Origin of the sequence: Paraglaciecola marina, from assembly GCF_004360155.1 — a bacterium.
Taxonomy (GTDB): Bacteria; Pseudomonadota; Gammaproteobacteria; order Enterobacterales; family Alteromonadaceae; genus Paraglaciecola; species Paraglaciecola marina.
Map to the genome: position 1 here is coordinate 38,401 of NZ_ML178723.1, position 19,931 is coordinate 58,331.

Here is a 19,931-nt window from a genome sequence, read left to right on the forward strand (position 1 = left end):
GTCAAAGAAATTAGGGTTGGTATAAAAAAGCCGACTACGAATCGTCATTCAAAAATTTTATGGAACACTAAATGAAAAGTATGGGTATACAATTTAATAAAAGCTATCTTGCTGCGGCTTGCAGCACAGCGTTAATGATAAATAGTATTTCTGCCGTCGCGGCTGATGAGCCAAAAAATGCTGAAAAAGGCATAGAGGTAATTAGTGTAGTTGGGCATAAAATTAACGAGCTTAGTATTGAAAATAACGGTGGGGCTTTAGGCAACCGCTCTATATTAGATACCCCATTTTCAGTTGATGTGATTTCTTTAGAAGATATGGAAATCCGTCAAGTAAATACATTAGACAGCCTATTTAGCCGTGAAGCTTCTGTGTCTGTTGATGGCAGTGCATACAGTGCATTTGGTAATACGCTTAGGGTCCGTGGTTTAGCATTAGACTACACTCAAAGTTTTAAAGTTAATGGTATGTCTATTAATAGTTTTAGCGGAGAGATGCCTTACGAAGCTTTTGAACAAGTGACCTTAATAAAAGGCGCTACTGGCTTTATGTATGGTATGGCAGCGCCTGGCGGTATAGTGAACTACGAAACTAAAAAAGCCAAAGATACTTCAATAAGCGCCAATCTAGGTTTTCGTAGCGACAGGATATTTAGTGGGCATATTGATGCTAGCAGCCGCTTTGGTGATGATGATGAATTTGGTGTAAGAGTTAACCTAGTTAAAGAAAATGGTGATACCTATTTAGATGATGGGGGAATTGACCGTGAAACAGCCTCATTAGCCTTTGATGCATATTTGACTGAGTCACTTTATTGGACTGTTGACCTTATCTACAGTGACCGACTAATTGAAAACTCGTGGACACAATTGGGTAACTCTTTAGAAAGCACTGACTCTTTGCCTGATACAGTCAGTGGTACCACCAACTTAGCAGTAGATGGTACCTTTGATAAGTACAAAAATCTTATCGCTATTAGTAGTTTAAATTGGACTATTAATGACAATTGGCAAGCTAAACTTGAATATGACTACTCAAAAAACGAAACCAGATGGGTTAAGAATCTAACCTACCTTTTAAATAGCGAAGGGGATTTTGATGTAGCACTTTATGAGCAATATTTTGATGTGAGTTATTCGCAAATTCAAGGAATGCTCACTGGTGAAGTGACAACTGGCAATATCACACATAATTTAGTGATAGGAGCTTCCCATCAAAAAGCCACAACCTACCGAAATGATGGTGGTGAGTATGGCCGTGTAGTCACATGGGGGTATGGCACAGATAATTTGTTTGATCCAGTTGATTTACCTACCTACAGTGCTGACCTGCAAAAAGACATTCAAATAGCTTGGACTGATACACAAGACTCAGTATTCATCAGTGACTTTATTGAGCTTAATGATAAATGGCAGGCTTTAGTGGGGGTACGGTCAAATGGTATAGAGCATACCGCAAGTGAATACTTCTCGTCTCATGATCATTATGACGATACCGCTATAACACCAACATTTGCATTGATGTTTAAACCTAATGAAAACACAACTTATTACGGAAGTTATGTGGAATCTATTGAGGGACAAACGTCTACAGTTGGCGATGCCTATGCCAATGCAGATGAGTTGTTAGAACCGTTAGAAAGCTCTCAATATGAGCTAGGCTTGAAAACCGCTGGTGACGGCTGGTCACTCACATCTGCACTGTTTCGTATTGAACGGGGGGCAACCTTAGTCACAGATGACAATTACTTGGTACAAGAAGGGATTACCATTTACCAAGGCTTTGAACTTAGTGGAGCATTGGATGTAACAGATAGTTTGTCTGTATATGGTGATCTAATGTTGTTAGATACCGAATACGATAAAACAAGTTCAAGTACACAAGGTAATGAAGTTGCTGGTACTCCTAACCAACAATTTACCTTACAGACTAACTATAACGTAGCATCGGTTGAGGGCTTAACGTTCAACTTAGGTGCTAAATACCACGGTAAAACCACACTAGATTCAAATAACTACTGGGACGTGCCAGCGTATACAGTGGTGTATGGCGGCGGTAGTTACAGCACTAAAGTGAATGATGTGCCTATTACCTTTATAGGTACCATAGATAACGTGTTCGATAAAGAATATTGGACCGCTGCAGATTCTTACGGTGGCTTAAGAATTGGAGAGCCACGCACTATTGCTCTTAAAGTGAAAGTAGACTTTTAAGTTTCTATTTACAGCATAAAGCCCGGTCAATTATCTGTAATTTCCGGGCTTTTTATCAGTCATTTAAAACATAAGTAGCGGGTTCTCTTAAGCTATTTATGTTTTACATCGAGTACTTACAAATGTGGCAATTATTGGCTTTAAGCCTAATCATTTTCGGGAGTGTGCTGGTATATCTTAGCAATAAGTATCAACTCATCATCCCGTCTCCCTTATCAAAAAAGTGGCGTATCCTTGGCTATTGTTGTTGGTTATTTGCGCTTATTTCGTGGCTGCAAATTTTTGTGATATCTGCGGCATTCTTCTTTTGGTTGTTCATGTTACTGACCCTTCTCGGATGTATTCCATTGTGTAGCTTGTGTTTCACAAAAACAGATAAAAAAGGAACTTCATCATGAGTCGCCTTAGTGCGGAACAAAAAATACAACCTCATTGGTGGTCAAAAACTTTTGCTGGCGTGATATTAGGTTTGACCTTGAGTTATGGCTTAGTTGCCATTTTTGCTTGGTTTGGGCCTGGTGGTTTAGAGGCAGTCGCCAAAAATCAATTTAACATGTGGATGATTTCTCCTTTTTGGATGCTTGTCATTTCATTTACCTATTTATTTAAAACCGGCTTTAAAGCCATCTTGTATTTAACCCTAGCTAATATCCTTATCTATGGTGTATTTCTAGTTTTAAGGTGGATGTCATGAAGATACGTAGCGATATTTTACGTACCTATCAATTGGTACATACCTGGACTGGAATAGTGGCGGGCTTGGTTTTGTTTATCGGGTTTTATGCTGGATCTTTAACTATGTTTGAAGATGAGTTGACCCATTGGGCCACGCCTTCTAATCATCATTTGCCACAAGTTTCCACCGACAAACTTGACGATTTAATTGCCAAAGCAAGTGCTTCATCTGACAAGGTATCACAGGGGTTTACCATAAACTTAAGTGACGAACTGTCACCCATTACTTGGTTTGAACAAGGTGGTGGACGCCGTTTAGCCTTAGATGATGTGAAGGTTCATGGCACATTATCAGAGGATGGCAACTTACTCACCCAAACAGAACCTACCAACGAGTTAGGTAACCTCATTGATCTACTTCATAGAACAGCTGGTATAGCAGGAAAGTTAGGCCACGAAGACTTAGGAGTTGTAGTCTTGGGTGTGGCGTCAGTTTTGTATTTTCTGGCACTTGTATCTGGCATCATATTTTTGCTGCCTACTTTAACGAAGAGCTTTTTTGCTTTGCGTAAAAATAAAGGGCCCAATAGGTTTTGGTTAGATAGCCACAACCTTGTGGGTATTGTTAGTTTACCTTTCCATTTTATAATTGCATGGACTGTGATTGTTTTTGCCTTCCATGATGTGCTGTACGATGGCTTGAGCTTGGTTTATGGGGATGAGCCGACATTTGAACGAGTCGCCAGCCCAGCGGTTGAGTACTCTATGGATGATTTGCCGCCCATATCAACTTATTTGCGTAAAGTTGAAACACTTACCGATGGGTATCATGTTGAATCTATTGCTTTCTCTGGGCTATTGTCTGCACGGCCTTCAGTAGGCGTTACCATAAAAAACACCCAAGAAATGATGCGTAATAGCACTGGTGATTTTATCTATATGCACCCTTATAATCTCAATGTTACCTACAGCAGTATTCCTATGAGCGAGAATGAGTATTATGTAACCTATGTTGCCAGTTTCTTCTCTCTGCATTTTGGTGGTTTTGGTGGTAATACAGGGCGTTGGCTATATTTTGTAATGGGACTTTTAGGCGCGTTTTTGTTTTATAGCGGCAATTTGATTTGGCTTGAAAAACGCAGAAAGAAAGCGCCAATTCAAAGTCAATCAAATCGCTCTATGGCAAACCTCACTGTGGGAATTTGTTTGGGGTCGATGTTAGCGGTTGCGGTGACCTTGTTCTCGAGTAAATGGTTATATCTATTCAATACAGAAATTAACTATAGTTATCTAACCTGCTATTACCTAATCTTCTTTACTGCTGTTATTTATAGCTTTATTAGGGGCGCAGCCATAAGTGCTATTCATATTCAATATGCTACTAGTATTGCTTGTTTGCTGATCCCCATTACCAGTGTAGTGACCCGCTTTATTGCTAGTTCAGATCATTGGGCAAGCAGAGATTTGGGCAGTATTATGGTTGATGTAGTGGCGTTTGTGTTTGCAGGAATATTCTATTTTGCAGCAAAGAAAACTAAAAATCGGGCGCTTTATGGTGAACGCAACAGTATTTGGGCTATATAAAAAGTAAAAAGGTACCAGTTAACATCTCTTAGGGGGAAGATGTTAACTGGTTAGTTTCTGGAAAGTGGTTAAGTCTCTTAATCCTCGGCTTTAACCGCCCATAAATCATGTTCATCATTATGGATTATTTGTGCCCAGATAATATCACCAGGCTTAACGTCAAACTCATCGGTTAAATGTACATTACCATCAATTTCTGGCGCGTCGGCATAACATCTACCTACTGCACCCTCTGGTGTTACTTCATCAATGATAACTTGGTATTCAAGGCCAATTTTTGCTTCTAACTTGGCTGTGCTTATTTGCGCTTGTTTATGCATAAAACGTTCGAAGCGTTGTTGTTTAATTTCTTCACTTACTGGGTCTGGTAAGTCATTGGCTTTAGCGCCATCTACATCAGAGTATTTAAAACATCCTACACGGTCTAGCTGTGCTTCATCTAAAAAGTCCAAGAGCATTTGGAAGTCTTCTTCAGTTTCACCAGGGAAACCGACAATAAAGGTAGAGCGTATTACTAGGTTAGGGCATTTTTCTCGCCAGGCTTTGATACGCTCCATGGTTTTTTCAGCTGCTGCGGGACGCTTCATAAGCTTCAGCACCCGTGGGCTTGCATGTTGAAACGGAATATCTAAGTAAGGCAGAATTTTACCTTCGGCCATAAGAGGCATCACTTTATCAACCGATGGGTAAGGGTATACATAATGAAGTCTTACCCATATACCCATTTCACCGAGTTTTTCGCATAGGGCTTTCATATCGGTTTTTACCGGCATGCCATCCCAAAAATCAGTTTTATATTTTACATCTACGCCATATGCACTGGTATCTTGAGAAATTACTAAAAGCTCTTTTACACCCGCATTTTTAAGGCGTTTTGCTTCATCTAAAATACTACCAATGGGGCGGCTAACTAGATCACCGCGCATTGATGGAATAATGCAAAAAGTACATCTGTGGTTACAGCCTTCGGATATCTTTAAATAAGCATAGTGTCTTGGCGTTAGCTTGACCCCAATGTCTGGCACCAAGTTTAGATAAGGGTTGTGCTGAGGTTGAGGTAAGTGTTCGTGAACTTGGTTCACTACTTCTTCATAAGCGTGAGGACCGGTTATTGCTAACACATTAGGATGGACTTCACGGATTTCATTTTCTTTTATACCCAAACAACCTGTAACTATAACTTTGCCGTTTTCGTTGAGAGCTTCACCAATCGTATCCAGTGACTCTTGTACTGCTGAATCAATAAAGCCGCAGGTGTTTACTATGACTAAATCAGAGTCATTATAGGTAGGCACCACGTCATAACCTTCAGTACGTAATTGCGTCAAAATACGCTCTGAGTCCACCAGGTTTTTGGGGCAGCCTAGGCTCACAAAACCAATTTTAGTACCGCTGGCTTTTTGGATCGGAGAGTCAGCCTCTAGCACTTTTACAGGTGTTTCTAAAGTGGTCGTTTTGTTTGGGGTGAAAGTTTCAACTGTCATGGGCATATCTTAAATGTACGTAATTGAAAGTATTATACGTTAAGTGTTTGTGGGAAGTTAGAAGGAATATTGTTTTTGTAGTTTTTATATATCTGCTTTATTTAGATAGTCAGTTACTATTTACAGGTTACTCAATATTCAGGATAAAAGATGAACTTAGATAAGTCGCAAAAACGTATTAATAAACGAGTGAAGCGAGGTTTTCATGGATATCCGCTTATTACCATTCAATATTTTGGAAATGATGACGGAATAGCAACAAAAGTAGAGGTAGGGTTTATTGAAGCTGAAAATGCTACGCCCATGTTAGAAACCTTTGAAAGTAGCACTGACATTCGTCAAGACGAAACCGTGCAAACCACTATTATTAAAATTATCGATAGAGTAGATGCTAAAACCGTGACCTTGGAGTTGATGCCACCACTTAAGTAAGAGAATTTAACTTTAGGGTGTAACACCTTAATGTCAGTTAGTGGCATGCGGTTTTTGTAAAGCCTAGTGCCACATGCTTCAACTATAAAGAGTGATATAGGTGTCTATACTGTGCGTTCTAAATGCCACACCTTAGACACAATACACCAACCGTCAGCGTCTTTTACAAAACTTAAGTGGTCTACAAATATGTTTTTGTGTGCTCGCAAACGGACTTTAACTGTGGCGCAATCTTTAGATAACCAATCAATCATGATGATTTCTTGTTCTCTCACTTGCTCAACACTTGCAGGTGAAGGGCGAGTGGCAACATCTTGTCTAAAGCTAGCGATTGGGTCGACGAGTAGCTTACCTTCATCTACATCAAATAGGCTCGAACTAGGGTGAAACACCTTATCTAATAAATTTGTGTCGCAATAGTAAAGAGCATCAAAGTAGGTATTAACAGCTTCAATTAAATCTTGTGGGCGCATCTTGAGTTCCTAGTATCTGAATTGATTATGTAGTCTTACTACATATTAATTGACTGGTTACTCAGGTGTTACTGGCTTGATGGGCATTATTCGATAATAATAAGCCAGTTTTAATGTGTTGAAGTAAAAGTCAGGCAATTTTACAATGATTTTAGACTCAAATATTTTTTTGGCGGGCGATATACTTTTCTAGAGTCTTGGCAAGCTTGTCGAAATCTAATGGTTTACTAACATAGTCGGTCATACCTACGCTTAAACATTTTTCTTTATCGCCTTTCATGGCATTAGCTGTGAGGGCAATAATAGGGATGTTTTTAACTTTTTCACCGGCTTCACCGGCTCGAATTTTTTGGGTGGCTTCAAATCCATCCATCACTGGCATTTGACAATCCATGATGACGATGTCAAATGAAGCTGCACTTAAAGCGTTAATCGCTTCTAACCCGTTGCCACAGGCCACGGCTTTTAAATCCATTTGTTTTAGAAGTTCTATGACAACCACTTGATTAATTTCGTTATCTTCGACGACTAGAACTCTAGCCGTTTTCTGACTAGGCTTTACAGGTGTTTTCGGTACCTGACTCAGATGCTCTTCTAGACTAGTTTTAGTCTCTAATGTTTCAATTTGAGGGCGCCCCAGAGGTATCTGGAAACTAAAAGTACTGCCCTGGCCGGTTTTACTTCTAACATTGATAACTCCCCCCATTAATTGACATAACCGATAGACAATCGATAGGCCTAGCCCTGTGCCACCGTAATTTCTGGTGGTACTAGAGTCAGCTTGAGTGAAGGGGTGAAATATATCTTGTTGTGCTTGCTCACTAATACCAATGCCTGTGTCTGTTACTTGGCAATGAAATAGTTTTTCTGAGTTGTTTTCTTCAAGCTTCCACTTGATAGCTACTTGCCCTTTTTCTGTGAATTTAAGGGCGTTACCTACTAAGTTGTGCAGAATCTGCCTAATTCTTAGAGTATCGCCGCTTACTAAATCATCTGATAAGGGAGGCGAGGTTAGTACGATATCTACATTTTTGTCATGAAATGCGGGCTGCATCATTTCCACAAATTCGTTTAAAAAGCTAGAGACAGAAAAATTTTCATATTCAATTGTGAGTTTTTCGGCATCTATTTTAGATAAATCTAAAATGTCATTCAGAATAATGAGAAGGTATTCTGCGCTAGATTGCGCTATTTTCACATTAGATAATTGCTGGTCGTTAAGACCACTACGTTCTAGCCATTGGAGCATGCCTAGTATCCCATTCATCGGCGTGCGTATTTCATGGCTCATATTGGCTAAAAACTGGCTTTTAGTTCTAGCTGCTGCTTCTGCGGTTTCTTTAGCTTTGATTAATGCATTGCGACTACTGATTTGATCATCAATATTTTGAAATGAACCTAGTAAGCCAACACATTTATTATTTTCTATAACCGGCTCACCTTTTGCTCTCACCCAAGTAATCTTGTTTTTTGCGGTGATGATCTGTAACTCTTCGTCCCAAGGCTCACCATTTTCAATACCTTTTTGCAATAAAGCGGTAATGTTTTCTCGATGTTCACCTTCTTGGTAAAACAAAATAGCGTTTTCTACTGTGGGTTCAAAGTCTGCTGATACTTGATGGATTTTTCGGGTCATCTCAGACCAATAAAGACTGTTGTTTTCAAGATCAAGCTCCCATGCCCCAACATTGGCTTGCTCACTCATCATTTCGAGCATATTTTGTTGCCGAGCTAGATGCTTTTCAAAGTCAACTCGTGTGAGTTCATTGCTGACCCACTGTGAGAAAAGTAAAATTAATTCAAGATCATCACTATTAAAGCCTTTATCTCTTATCTCTGGTCCAGAAAAGTTGATGGTTCCATAGGGTTTGCCATTAACGATTAAAGGTGTACCTATGTAGCTTTCCAAACCAAATGCGCTATAACAGGGGTGGGTTTTAATCTTGCTTTCACCAGCATGGGAGAATGACAGCGGCGCTTTATTGTTTAAGGTGTGGATACAGTAAGTTACTCCTAGCTCAAAGCTATCACCAGGCACTACTTCATTGTTCGGAGTACAAGCGTATTTTACGATGTAAGTTTCATCAGAAATATGACTAACTATGCCTAATGGCAATGAAAAAGTTTCACAGCCTAACGCTAATAACTGCTGAATTTTACTATCTACATCTAGGGTGCTATTTGATGTAATACGGTGCAATTCTTGAAGAGTGGTGATTGTCTGGCTTTCTTCGCTCTTTTTCATTTGTACCTTACCTTATGATATTACAGTTAATTTAGCACAAATTTTCAGTTAGAGAAGACCTTCAGTAATATTATGAATTTGCTTTTTAGCACAGAAAAAAAATGCCTAGCTTCTTACCGCTAGGCATTTAACTTGAACATATTATTTTAGTAGGGTGCAAACAAACCCTATTTACTATTAGAACTTATAGCTGAACATCACTGAGCCGGTTCTACCTTCAGATGGCTTGACAACGACTGAGTCAAATAAGTCTGCTGATGTATAATACTCTTCATCAAATAAATTATTGATTGATAATAAAACTTCATAACTGTCTGTGACATAACCCATTGACGCAGTCCACACCATGTAACTAGGTAAAAGAATAGTTTCTAGCACGTCGGTATAGGTTTCATCTGCCCAGCCAAAACCAGTACTAGCTGTGATTTTCCCATCACCAATAGGTTGTACGTAGTTTAGGTACATACTAATAGTATTATCTGGTAAACCACCTCTGTCTAGTTCCACTCCGGTACCTACAAATGTAGAACGGTTACCACCAATACGACCGCCATAGACTTGATAGGGTTCTAATCCATTTTGCACAGCAAAGTCAGCACCATTGATAATGGCTAAAGCATTATCACTAACTTCTGTCGTTTCTATATGTGTGGCAGTAGCTGTCACAGAGAAGTTTTCGTTAAGTAGAGCACGAGCTTCAAATTCTATCCCAGTACTTGAAACTGCTACTAAGGCTTGTGTCTGACCTATACGATCAGTTTTTTCTTGGTCATAGACTGATAAAGCCGCATAAATAGTATCTTCTTCGTTGCTATATTTAAGCCCAAGTTCAATTAAGTCAGAATCAGCAAGGTAATCCCCACCGTCGACACTGCTAGCAATAATACCGCCTAATTGGTTTGTGGTTAATGAATTTGCCTTGGCATAGGTTGCGTAAGGTACAAATCCTGATTCTGTGGCATAAGATAAGCTTAGGTTATAACTTAATGCAGATTCAGTGTCAGTATGCACGCCATCTCCAAAAGGAATGCCTAGCAATGAAACAGCTTCTTCTTCTGCTTCAACATCATAATAATCATAGCGAGCACCTACCAAGACAGAGAGTTTTTCAAAGCTGATATCTGCTAGGTAAAATATCCCTAAGTTAGAGACAGTAGAAACTTGCTCTTCGTTATAGTTACGGCGCACTGTGCCGTCAATTCCTGTGGGGTTACCGTCTTCATCATACAAAATAGTGGCATCTTCGTATGGGTCTGTCACTGCCCAGTCAATTCTATCGTTGGCTGTTGGCCCAACACTGATGTCCCTAAAATCAAAGGTTTCATCATAAAATGCGTGATTTAAGTCTAAGTCTTCGTGTCTTAAACTAACACCTGCTATATGTTGAATTAATACGTTTTCACCTTGAGTATCAAACATTAAGCTTGAACGGAATTCAGCGGCTGTTGCTCCTGGATAATCAGCAGTAAAACCCCAACTTTGATATTTGGTATGGTCCATATAATCATAATAAAACTGGTTCTTCCAGACCATGTCATCAATGTAAGTGGTAAAATCCAAATAAGCAGTAAATGCTGTAGAGTCGGCAAAATCTATATCATCAATAAAGGTTGTTTTGTGATCAATTTTAGTGGTACCAGGATCTGTTAGTGCATAACCGTCAATGAACCCTGGAGCGCCTGGGCAAGCTAACAGCATATCGTTATAAACAAAATTACTGGTATCAGCATCGCCTGGACTACAGAAAGAGCCAACGCTTGAGAATGAAGAGTTAATAAAATAAGGGGCGGCAGAGGTAATAAAGCCAGACTCTTGAGGTAATAAGCGATCGGCACCAATAGTGTTATCGCTATTTCTTACAGGCGCAGCACCGGTAATATAAGTTCCGTTATCGATTAAGTCTTGGGTAACTCGGTTCCAGCCTGGTACTTGGATACTATCAGATGTCTGTGCTTGAAAACCAAATTCCATAGTGGTGCTGTCGGTAATATCAAGATCTATTGCAACTTGTAACATTTCATTGGTAGGCTCGTAATTATTGTAATACGAGCCAGAATTTTCGGCTTCAGCAAATACATAAATACCACCTTGCTTATCACCTAACTTGAATGGAGTTCCTGCTTCGGCGGCTAATATTTTTTGAGAGTAGGTACCTAGTGTTAAATCAATTTTACCGGTAACTTCTTCTATATATTTGGTGGCGTCTGATTTTGCAGATTTAGGTGAGTAATTTAGCTGTCCACCAACACTTCCTGTTCCATATAATGGGCTTACTGGCCCACGCATAACTTCTAATTGTTTCGCGCCACGAATGTTAGTTTTAAAGGCTCCTGGGTTGGCAATCCTACGAAAACCTCTGAAGTAGTTATCTGCAGATTCTCCACGAATATCCATAGCCCCTTGGATCCCAAAGAAAGAACTGGTGAAAGCACCCGGTGTCATTCTTACTAAATCATCAACACTGCGTAATCCATAAGCTTCAATCAAATCAGAGCTTACTTCTGTTACTGAGCGAGGTGTTTCTACTAAAGACATATCAAAACCATAGGTGCTGCTAGATTCTGGGGGCATGATCATGTTTTCATCTTTGACACCGACGACGGATATTTTTTCAATTTCTTGTGCGTTAAGTGATAAAGCAAGTGATGTAGCAGTAATGGCTGCTATCGCAAGGGATAGTTTATTAAGTTTGTGCGTTCTCAAGGTGTGTCTCCGTATCCATGCAACTTTAAAGTTGTCTTATGGGCTGGTAGTAGTTTTTATATTGTGGTTGTCTTGTCGCGTATCATTCTTAACGATGATTTGTGCAACAATTGCCCCCACACAGCAATAGTTATGCCAGCATACTTTAAAACCTGACCAGCTGGTTTACATAGGTTAGGAAGCCAAATTGCTTAAAAAAAACGCACAGTTATGGTACTAACATGCATTGTTTTTGGGAAAGTAATGGTTGGTTAGACTTATTGGAGTAAGGTTTTTTTGTTTGAAATATGACACAGCGTTTGTGTTTGTTGAGTATAAACAAACTGCATAACATACCTAGAGTAAAGGCATAGTAAAACCTAAGCCTTTACTCTAGGTCTAAATGTTCAATATCAGAAAAGTCAGATTCAACTTTGTTTTTGAATTTAGGTAAACCCGTTGCAATAGCAAGGCAGCCAAATACTAAAATTAACATGGGGTACCAACCGTAATAGGTGAGTGCTAAAGGGGATACACCCGCAAGACTGGCAGCTGCTAGAAGTTGACCACCATAGGGTATTAGACCTTGAAATCCACATGAAAAAATATCTAAAAGGCTTGCTGTTCGTCTAGGATCTAAAGAGAACTTTTTTGCTAAGTCCTGCACTATAGGACCAGTTGATACTATGGCTATTGTGTTGTTCGCCGTAGCGATATCGAGGGTACTCACTAAGGTGGCGACTCCAAATTCGGCTCCTTTTTTAGTAGATATACCTTTAGTAGTGTTAGTGACTAACCACTGAATACCGCCATAGGCTTTCATTAGTGCAACCACACCGCCAATCAATAATGCAATTACCGCCATGTTTTGCATCCACTCTAGGCCTTTTTGAATACTTAACACCATAGAGGTAAAAGTGAATAAGCCCTTTGTTAAGCCAATTAAACAAGCACTGACTATACCTACGCCTAAAACACCTAACACGTTCATTCCAAACAGAGCGCAACAGATTATGAGTAAGTAGGGCAGTATTAACCATATGTCGTAGTCGTTGCTGGTCACCACTGAGCTGCCGTCAATATCTACCATCAATAGGCATACAGCCGTTACAAAAGCTGCAGGTAATACAATAATCAAATTAGCTTTGAACTTATCTCTAAGTTGCACCCCTTGTGTCCGAGTAGCGGCGATTGTGGTATCGGAAATAAATGATAAATTGTCACCAAACATAGCGCCGCCCACCACTATACTGACAGTTAATGGAATGGGTAAACTAAGGCTTTCTGCCAGTCCAATTCCTATAGGCGTAATCGCTGTGATGGTGCCCATAGATGTGCCCATGGCAAAGGCAATAAAACATGAAATAACAAATAAACCAGGCAATAAATAGGCCGTTGGGACGTAATTTAGCGCCCAGTTTACAGTCGCATCTCGGGCTCCTATATCTATGGTGACGGCATAAAAAGCACCCGCTAATAAGAAGATAATTGCTAGTAAAATTATGGTCTTGTCGCCACCGCCTTGACAGAATATATCGACCTTTTCAGTGAGTGACAGTGGTGTTACTTTGCTATTAAGAAATAATGAATATCCAGCACAAATCATAAATGCAACTAAAATTGGCATACTAGAAAAATTTTGTGTAATTATCCCACTGCCGATAATAAGTAGCATAAATAAAATAATGGGACTTAACCCCATAAAATTTTCTTTAGTCGGTTTTTGCATTAAGCCTTACTTCTATTGAAACGATTTAGGATTGATCTTTTACATTTATGTAATTACGTTAAATATCATACAGCTAGAATTTAATATTTACAGTGTGCAAATAAAAACGCAGGCCTAAGCCTGCGGAGTAATTCAATGTAAGCGTTAAAATTACTTACTGATTTTTTTGTACTTTAACCTGTGAGGTTCTACTACATCAGTGCCATAGGTGGCTTTCAGCCAAGCGGCATATTCTGTGTAATTACCATCAAAGAAGTTGATTTTACCTTCGTCACGATAATCCATGATGTGAGTGGCTATTCTATCTAAGAACCATCTATCATGGGAAATTACCATGGCACAACCAGGGAACTCCAACAGGGCATTTTCTAATGCGCGCAGAGTTTCAACATCTAGATCATTGGTTGGCTCATCCAGAAGTAGCACATTGCCACCGGCTTTTAATAGTTTCGCCAAATGAACACGGTTACGCTCACCACCTGATAAATCTTTTATGAACTTCTGTTGGTCAGAGCCTTTAAAGTTAAAACGTCCACAATAAGCGCGGCTATTTAACTCAAAATTACCAATACGGATAATATCTGAGTCATCAGAAATCTCTTTATAAACAGTATTGTTGCCATCCATATGATCACGGAATTGATCAACACTGGCTAGCTGCACGGTATCACCAATATCTATGGTGCCTGCATCGGGTTTTTCTTGTCCGGTCAACATTCTAAATAGGGTTGATTTACCTGCACCGTTTGGTCCAATGATGCCTACTATGGCGCCTTTAGGCATTTTGAAATTAAGGTCATCGATGAGTAATCTGTCACCGTAGGACTTTTGTAATCCAGTTACTTCAAAGACCTTGTCTCCTAAGCGCTCGCCTGGTGGAATAAATAGCTCACTGGTTTCGTTACGTTTTTGGTAGTCCCCCGTATTCAGCTCTTCAAAGCGAGCCATACGTGCCTTACTTTTTGATTGGCGACCTTTAGCGTTAGAACGAACCCATTCTAATTCGGTTTTGATTGATTTTTGGCGAGCACTTTCGGTTTTTTCTTCTTGTTCTAAACGGGCGTCTTTTTGCTCAAGCCATGAAGAGTAGTTACCTTCCCAAGGAATACCTTGGCCACGGTCTAGTTCTAAGATCCATCCGGCTACATTGTCTAAGAAGTATCTATCATGGGTAATGGCAACCACTGTACCTTCGTAGTCATGTAAGAAACGCTCTAACCAAGCCACAGATTCAGCATCTAAGTGGTTGGTAGGTTCGTCTAGTAATAACATTTCGGGTTTTTCGAGCAGTAATTTACATAAGGCTACGCGGCGGCGCTCACCACCAGATAGCTTACTTACGTCTGCATCCCAAGGGGGAAGGCGCAGCGCATCGGCGGCTCGTTCTAGGGCGTTGTCTAAGTTGTGGCCATCCTTAGATTGAATAATGGCTTCAAGCTCACCTTGTTCTTTAGCAAGGGCATCAAAGTCTGCACCTTCTTCAGCATACTCAGCGTAAACCTCTTCAATACGCTTTAAGGCATGCACTACATCTTGAACGGCTTCTTCGATGTTACCACGAACATCTTTGCTTTCATCAAGCTGCGGCTCTTGGGGCAAATACCCAATTTTTAGTCCTGCTTGAGGAATAGCTTCACCCTCAATGTCTTTATCAAGACCAGCCATAATTTTTAATAAGGTGGATTTACCTGAACCGTTCAAACCTAACACGCCAATTTTGGCCCCAGGAAAGAAACTAAGAGAAATATTTTTTAAAATATGTTTGCTAGGAGGAACGACTTTTCCAACCCGCAACATGCTGTAAACGTACTGCGCCATAATATTAAGTTACTTTTGTTGCTATGTATGAGCAATATTGTAATTCACCAAGAGGCTAGGGTAAAAGGGATCGTGAATAAATCGTGCGCTTTAAATATTGCTGGCGTAGAATTTTCACTTTAAAAGCCGACAACGAGGTTCAAAATGAGAATTATCAACTGGGGTGTATTAGGTCCTGGCGCTATAGCCAACACTTTTGCTACCGCTATGAAAGTCTCACCTAAGGGTAAAATCACTGCAGTGGCAAGTCGGAGCAAAGAGCGAGCCGAGGCTTTTGCCAAACAATATGACATTGATAACATCTACACAAATTATGAAGCGCTTTTAAATGACCCAAGCATTGATGTTATTTACATTGCCACGCCCCATAGTTTTCATTTTGAACAAGCAAAACAGTGTCTTCAGGCTGGCAAACATGTACTGGTAGAAAAGCCATGCACAGTAACCGCTGCGCAAATGCAGTACTTAGTGGATTTAGCTAAAGCAAATAAAGTGTTACTGCAAGAAGGTGTATGGAGCAGGTTTATGCCTGTGCTAAGCCAAGCTAAAAGAAGTATAGAACAAGGTATTATTGGCGATATTCAATATATTCAGTCAAATATTGGATTCGCGTTTCAAAATAGAGATCAACCTAAAGAGCGCCTAGCTAAACCTGAACTTGCTGGCGGCGCCTTACTTGACTTGGGGATTTACAGTCTTAGCCTAAGTCAGTATTTTTTAGGTGAGCATCCAAGCGCTATTCAAAGTACCGGCAAGCTAACAGAGCAAGGGGTAGATGAGCAGGAGATGGTTACACTTAGCTATGCATCAGGAGTCTATGCCCAGTTTTCAAGTTCGATGGCAGCACACGCCAGCAATAGCATGCATATAGTGGGTAGCCAAGGCTACTTAGTTTTGCCCCATTGCTTTTGGGATGCAGACGCAGCGTATTTTTATAAGCATGATGAATGTATACAAGCTATAGAGATCCCTCACGCAGCCAATGGCTTTGAATACGAAATTGCAGAAGTAATGGATTGTATAGAGCAAGGTAAATTGTACAGTGATTTAATGTCTCACCAAGATAGTATCAGTGTGCTCAAAATCATGGATGAAATCCGCGCTCAATTAGGTGTGCAATACCCAGAATCTATTACTCAGGCTAGATGAAATTGAAGTCTGCATAAATCGTTACAACTTTTGGTTGTTTCTCATGCCACAAAGCCACTATACAAATCGTTTAAAATCACTAAACTATGCGCAAAATTGTTTACCGTACTAAACCCCGTTTATGTTGAGGATATGTGATGCTAACACGTGATATGAATATTGCTGATTTCGACCCAGAATTGTACCAAGCGATTCAAGATGAAAACCAACGTCAGGAGCATCATATCGAACTGATCGCTTCTGAAAACTATTGCAGCCCACGTGTACTTGAAGCACAGGGATCACAGCTTACAAATAAATACGCAGAAGGTTACCCTCATAAGCGTTACTACGGTGGCTGTGAGTATGTTGATATTGCAGAAGACTTGGCCATAGAAAGAGCTAAGCAATTATTTGGTTGTGATTACGCTAACGTGCAACCACATGCTGGTTCACAAGCTAACTCTGCTGTATTTATGGCGTTGCTAGAAGCAGGCGATACGGTTTTAGGTATGAGTTTGGCACACGGCGGTCACTTAACTCATGGTGCGTCAGTGAGCTTTTCTGGTAAAACATATAATGCGGTTCAATACGGATTACACCCTGAAACAGGTGAAATCGACATGGCTCAAGTTGAAGCATTAGCCCTAGAGCACAAACCTAAAATGATCATAGGTGGATTCTCTGCATATTCGGGTATTGTTGATTGGCAAAAATTCCGTGAAATCGCAGATAAAGTTGGTGCTTACTTGTTAGTAGATATGGCTCACGTTGCAGGTTTAGTTGCAGCAGGCGTATATCCTAGCCCAATGGCTCATGCTCACGTTGTAACAACAACAACTCACAAAACACTAGCTGGTCCTCGTGGCGGGTTAATTTTATCTTCTTGTGGTGACGAAGCTATCTACAAAAAGTTAAATAGTGCGGTATTCCCTGGTGGCCAAGGTGGTCCTTTGTGTCACGTGATTGCTGCTAAAGCGGTTGCTTTTAAAGAAGCACTACAACCAGAATTCAAAGTATACCAACAACAAGTAGTGGCTAACGCTAAAGCTATGGTTGCGGTTATCCAAGAGCGTGGTCATAAAGTTGTATCAGGCGGCACAGATAACCATTTGTTCTTATTAGACCTAATAGGTAAAGAATACACAGGTAAAGATGCAGACGCAGCCCTTGGTAACGCTAACATCACTGTTAATAAAAATTCAGTACCTAATGACCCACGCTCTCCGTTTGTAACCAGTGGTCTACGTATTGGTTCACCAGCTATTACCCGCCGTGGCTTTAAAGAAGAGCAAGCTAAGCAAGTGGCTAATTGGATCTGTGATGTACTAGACAATATTAACGACGAAGCCGTGATTGCTAAAGTAAAAGGCGAAGTAGTGGCCTTATGTGAACAGTTCCCTGTTTACGGTTAAGTTAAGCAGTTACTAGACAATTAAACAGTGGTTATTAGGTTTAACCACTGTTTACATTTTTAATTGAATAACTTAATAATTCGATAGCACTACGCAGGTTACGGTTTTCTCTACTCCTTTTGTTTCACGTATATCATCTACTAGTTCATCTAGCTGAGAGCTGGCTTCTACAGTTAACTCTAAAATTAAATCATATACACCACTCACTGACATTATCGAGGTTATTTGCGGACGCTGTTGTAATAGTTTAATGACGTGTCGTGATACCCCTGGTGTTAAATTGACCAACATCTGTGCTTTTAATAACTTACGTTCGTACTCTGCATCAAATTCAATGGTGAAGCTTTTAATGATACCGCGACGCTGCAAGGTTTCGATTCTATTTTGAACGGTACTGCGGGACACGCCTAATTGTTTAGCTAGCTCTATAACAGGCCTTCGACTGTTTGCTTTTAACAATGTAATTAACGCTTGGTCTCTTTCATCCAAATTCATTATTGCCACTCAGTTTTCATATTTACTATCAATATATAGCATTTTGACAGTTGTTTTTAGCATATCGTTCGATATTAACTAGCAATATGTGAATTTGTCCAATGGTTTTTCATGCTTAGATTCTCTACTCTTGTAGTCATTAATTGCTTTGGTTACTAGGCGCATATATGCCATTTGTAGAATACAAAAATTCAGTACAACATATTGAATCCCTCTCTGTTTTGGCCTTAGCTGAGCAGTACCCCACACCGTTTTATTGCTACAGTTCAGCAAAGATACGAGCTCAGTATCGGATGTTTTCTGACGCTTTTTCCCATCTAAATACTTTGGTGTGTTTTGCTGTAAAAGTGAATTCAAATCAAGCAGTATTATCTTTGTTGGCCAAAGAAGGGGCGGGAGCTGATGTGGTTTCTGTGGGGGAGATTAAACGTGCATTAGCAGCCAATATTCCCGCTGAAAAAATTGTATTTTCAGGAGTAGCTAAAACCGAGCAAGAAATGGAGTTTGCGTTAAAACAGCATATTTTATGTTTCAACATTGAGTCAGAGCCAGAGTTGCTTGCTCTTTCTCATGTCGCGAAACGCTTAAAAATTACAGCCAATATTTCATTTCGGATTAACCCAAATGTGAATGCCAATACTCATAAAAAAATCTCTACGGGTAAAAAGGGCGATAAGTTTGGTGTGGATATCGAGCATGCAATTTCACTATATCAAAAAGCTTACAATCTTGATTACATTAATGTGACGGGCATCAATATGCATATTGGCAGTCAAATATCTGATGTCACCCCTTTTGATTTAGCGATACAAAAAATAAAGGCTTTGTATTGTGAATTAAAAGTACTAAACATCAATATTAACCATGTTGATTTTGGTGGTGGCTTGGCTGTGAAATATCAAGATGACGAACTCGCAGAGCCTGAGTTATTGGCACAATATGCTGCAGTGGTTAATCGCCATGCTGAGGATTTTAATTGCAGAATTCTGTTCGAACCTGGGCGTTTCATAACAGCTAATGCTGGTGTATTAGTGAGTCAAGTTATTTATAAAAAGAACCAATCAGATAAGACTTTACTGATTGTGGACGCCGCTATGAACGATTTCATCCGACCGACACTTTACGATGCCTACCATAAAATTACAGCGGCAACACAAAACCACAGGTTTGAATGTGTAGATGTAGTAGGGCCTGTTTGTGAAACAGGTGATTATTTTGCGTTAGACCGCACTATGGAGGTGGTTGAACAAGGTGATTTGATCGTAATCAATTCAGTTGGGGCTTATAGTGCGGTTGCGTCTAACAGTTACAATTCAAGGCCTATTATTGCAGAAATTATGGTGCAAGGTGACCAAGTAGCTGTAATTAGAGAAGCCCAAAGTGTAGATGAGCTGATAGCACGAGATAAAGTGCCAAGTTGGGTTTAAATTTCTCTTAGGTGGTTATCAACTGGTAGTTACAAGTGTTCCTTATGATACTTCATACGCATAGATGAATTACCCATTGTATTTTTCTGATTAGGTCTACTAGGCTAAGGCTTTTAGTATTTAAGGAAGAT

14 protein-coding genes are annotated in these 19,931 nt (G+C 39.9%); 7 read left to right on the forward strand and 7 right to left on the reverse strand.

The features are described from left to right. Nucleotides 1–71: 71 nt before the first annotated feature. The 3 genes from EOK74_RS03945 (at nt 72) to EOK74_RS03960 (ending at nt 4,472) form a co-directional block, all read left to right on the forward strand. Nucleotides 72–2,213, forward strand: coding sequence for a TonB-dependent siderophore receptor (locus EOK74_RS03945; RefSeq protein WP_239024003.1), 2,142 nt, complete (start codon nt 72–74; stop codon nt 2,211–2,213). 394 nt (nt 2,214–2,607) lie between these two features. Beyond that, nucleotides 2,608–2,907, forward strand: coding sequence for a hypothetical protein (locus EOK74_RS03955; protein WP_133468620.1), 300 nt, complete (start codon nt 2,608–2,610; stop codon nt 2,905–2,907). Next, nucleotides 2,904–4,472, forward strand: a complete 1,569-nt coding sequence (locus EOK74_RS03960; RefSeq protein WP_133468621.1) for a PepSY-associated TM helix domain-containing protein — start codon at nt 2,904–2,906, stop codon at nt 4,470–4,472. The genes EOK74_RS03955 and EOK74_RS03960 overlap by 4 nt, the downstream gene beginning before the upstream one ends. Nucleotides 4,473–4,549: 77 nt before the next feature. On the opposite strand, the gene rimO is transcribed toward EOK74_RS03960, so the two are convergent. Then, on the reverse strand, nt 4,550–5,956 hold the full coding sequence (gene rimO, locus EOK74_RS03965; protein ID WP_133468622.1) for a 30S ribosomal protein S12 methylthiotransferase RimO: 1,407 nt from the start codon (nt 5,954–5,956) through the stop codon (nt 4,550–4,552). Nucleotides 5,957–6,106: 150 nt separating this feature from the next. Here rimO and EOK74_RS03970 point away from each other — a divergent pair, with 150 nt between their 5' ends. Then, a complete protein-coding gene (locus EOK74_RS03970; protein ID WP_133468623.1) occupies nt 6,107–6,388 on the forward strand; it encodes a hypothetical protein in 282 nt (93 codons plus the stop codon). 104 nt (nt 6,389–6,492) lie between these two features. On the opposite strand, the gene EOK74_RS03975 is transcribed toward EOK74_RS03970, so the two are convergent. The 5 genes from EOK74_RS03975 to ettA form a co-directional block, all read right to left on the reverse strand. Further along, on the reverse strand, nt 6,493–6,861 hold the full coding sequence (locus EOK74_RS03975) for a nuclear transport factor 2 family protein (protein WP_133468624.1): 369 nt from the start codon (nt 6,859–6,861) through the stop codon (nt 6,493–6,495). Nucleotides 6,862–7,018: 157 nt separating this feature from the next. Continuing rightward, nucleotides 7,019–9,106, reverse strand: coding sequence for an ATP-binding protein (locus tag EOK74_RS03980; RefSeq protein ID WP_133468625.1), 2,088 nt, complete (start codon nt 9,104–9,106; stop codon nt 7,019–7,021). Between the two features lie 177 nt (nt 9,107–9,283). Then, nucleotides 9,284–11,809: a TonB-dependent siderophore receptor gene (locus EOK74_RS03985; protein WP_133468626.1), complete on the reverse strand. Its 2,526-nt coding sequence runs from the start codon at nt 11,807–11,809 to the stop codon at nt 9,284–9,286. A gap of 367 nt (nt 11,810–12,176) precedes the next feature. Next, nucleotides 12,177–13,517 (reverse strand): Na+/H+ antiporter NhaC family protein, encoded by a 1,341-nt coding sequence (locus EOK74_RS03990; RefSeq protein ID WP_133468627.1) that lies wholly within the window; start codon nt 13,515–13,517, stop codon nt 12,177–12,179. 150 nt (nt 13,518–13,667) lie between these two features. After that, the gene (ettA, locus tag EOK74_RS03995; protein WP_133468628.1) at nt 13,668–15,335 is read right to left on the reverse strand and encodes an energy-dependent translational throttle protein EttA; all 1,668 of its coding nucleotides are present in this window, start codon (nt 15,333–15,335) and stop codon (nt 13,668–13,670) included. A 144-nt stretch (nt 15,336–15,479) separates the two neighbouring features. Between ettA and EOK74_RS04000 the strand changes: the two genes are divergently transcribed. Then, complete coding sequence (locus EOK74_RS04000; RefSeq protein WP_133468629.1) at nt 15,480–16,484, forward strand: Gfo/Idh/MocA family protein; 1,005 nt, start codon at nt 15,480–15,482, stop codon at nt 16,482–16,484. Nucleotides 16,485–16,621: 137 nt separating this feature from the next. Then, nucleotides 16,622–17,878: a serine hydroxymethyltransferase gene (gene glyA, locus EOK74_RS04005; RefSeq protein ID WP_133468630.1), complete on the forward strand. Its 1,257-nt coding sequence runs from the start codon at nt 16,622–16,624 to the stop codon at nt 17,876–17,878. A gap of 72 nt (nt 17,879–17,950) precedes the next feature. On the opposite strand, the gene EOK74_RS04010 is transcribed toward glyA, so the two are convergent. Further along, the gene (locus tag EOK74_RS04010) at nt 17,951–18,373 is read right to left on the reverse strand and encodes an Lrp/AsnC family transcriptional regulator (protein ID WP_133468631.1); all 423 of its coding nucleotides are present in this window, start codon (nt 18,371–18,373) and stop codon (nt 17,951–17,953) included. 167 nt (nt 18,374–18,540) lie between these two features. On the opposite strand from EOK74_RS04010, the gene lysA reads away from it, so the two are divergent. Further along, nucleotides 18,541–19,800, forward strand: a complete 1,260-nt coding sequence (gene lysA, locus EOK74_RS04015) for a diaminopimelate decarboxylase (RefSeq protein WP_133468632.1) — start codon at nt 18,541–18,543, stop codon at nt 19,798–19,800. Nucleotides 19,801–19,931: the final 131 nt, after the last annotated feature.

Bases quoted from the DNA above. Each gene is read 5' to 3' on its own strand.
- EOK74_RS03945 (WP_239024003.1), top strand. From the start codon at position 72: ATGAAAAGTATGGGTATACAATTTAATAAAAGCTATCTTGCTGCGGCT.
- EOK74_RS03955 (WP_133468620.1), top strand. From the start codon at position 2,608: ATGAGTCGCCTTAGTGCGGAACAAAAAATACAACCTCATTGGTGGTCA.
- EOK74_RS03960 (WP_133468621.1), top strand. From the start codon at position 2,904: ATGAAGATACGTAGCGATATTTTACGTACCTATCAATTGGTACATACC.
- rimO (WP_133468622.1), bottom strand. From the start codon at position 5,956: ATGACAGTTGAAACTTTCACCCCAAACAAAACGACCACTTTAGAAACA.
- EOK74_RS03970 (WP_133468623.1), top strand. From the start codon at position 6,107: ATGAACTTAGATAAGTCGCAAAAACGTATTAATAAACGAGTGAAGCGA.
- EOK74_RS03975 (WP_133468624.1), bottom strand. From the start codon at position 6,861: ATGCGCCCACAAGATTTAATTGAAGCTGTTAATACCTACTTTGATGCT.
- EOK74_RS03980 (WP_133468625.1), bottom strand. From the start codon at position 9,106: ATGAAAAAGAGCGAAGAAAGCCAGACAATCACCACTCTTCAAGAATTG.
- EOK74_RS03990 (WP_133468627.1), bottom strand. From the start codon at position 13,517: ATGCAAAAACCGACTAAAGAAAATTTTATGGGGTTAAGTCCCATTATT.
- ettA (WP_133468628.1), bottom strand. From the start codon at position 15,335: ATGGCGCAGTACGTTTACAGCATGTTGCGGGTTGGAAAAGTCGTTCCT.
- EOK74_RS04000 (WP_133468629.1), top strand. From the start codon at position 15,480: ATGAGAATTATCAACTGGGGTGTATTAGGTCCTGGCGCTATAGCCAAC.
- glyA (WP_133468630.1), top strand. From the start codon at position 16,622: ATGCTAACACGTGATATGAATATTGCTGATTTCGACCCAGAATTGTAC.
- EOK74_RS04010 (WP_133468631.1), bottom strand. From the start codon at position 18,373: ATGAATTTGGATGAAAGAGACCAAGCGTTAATTACATTGTTAAAAGCA.
- lysA (WP_133468632.1), top strand. From the start codon at position 18,541: ATGCCATTTGTAGAATACAAAAATTCAGTACAACATATTGAATCCCTC.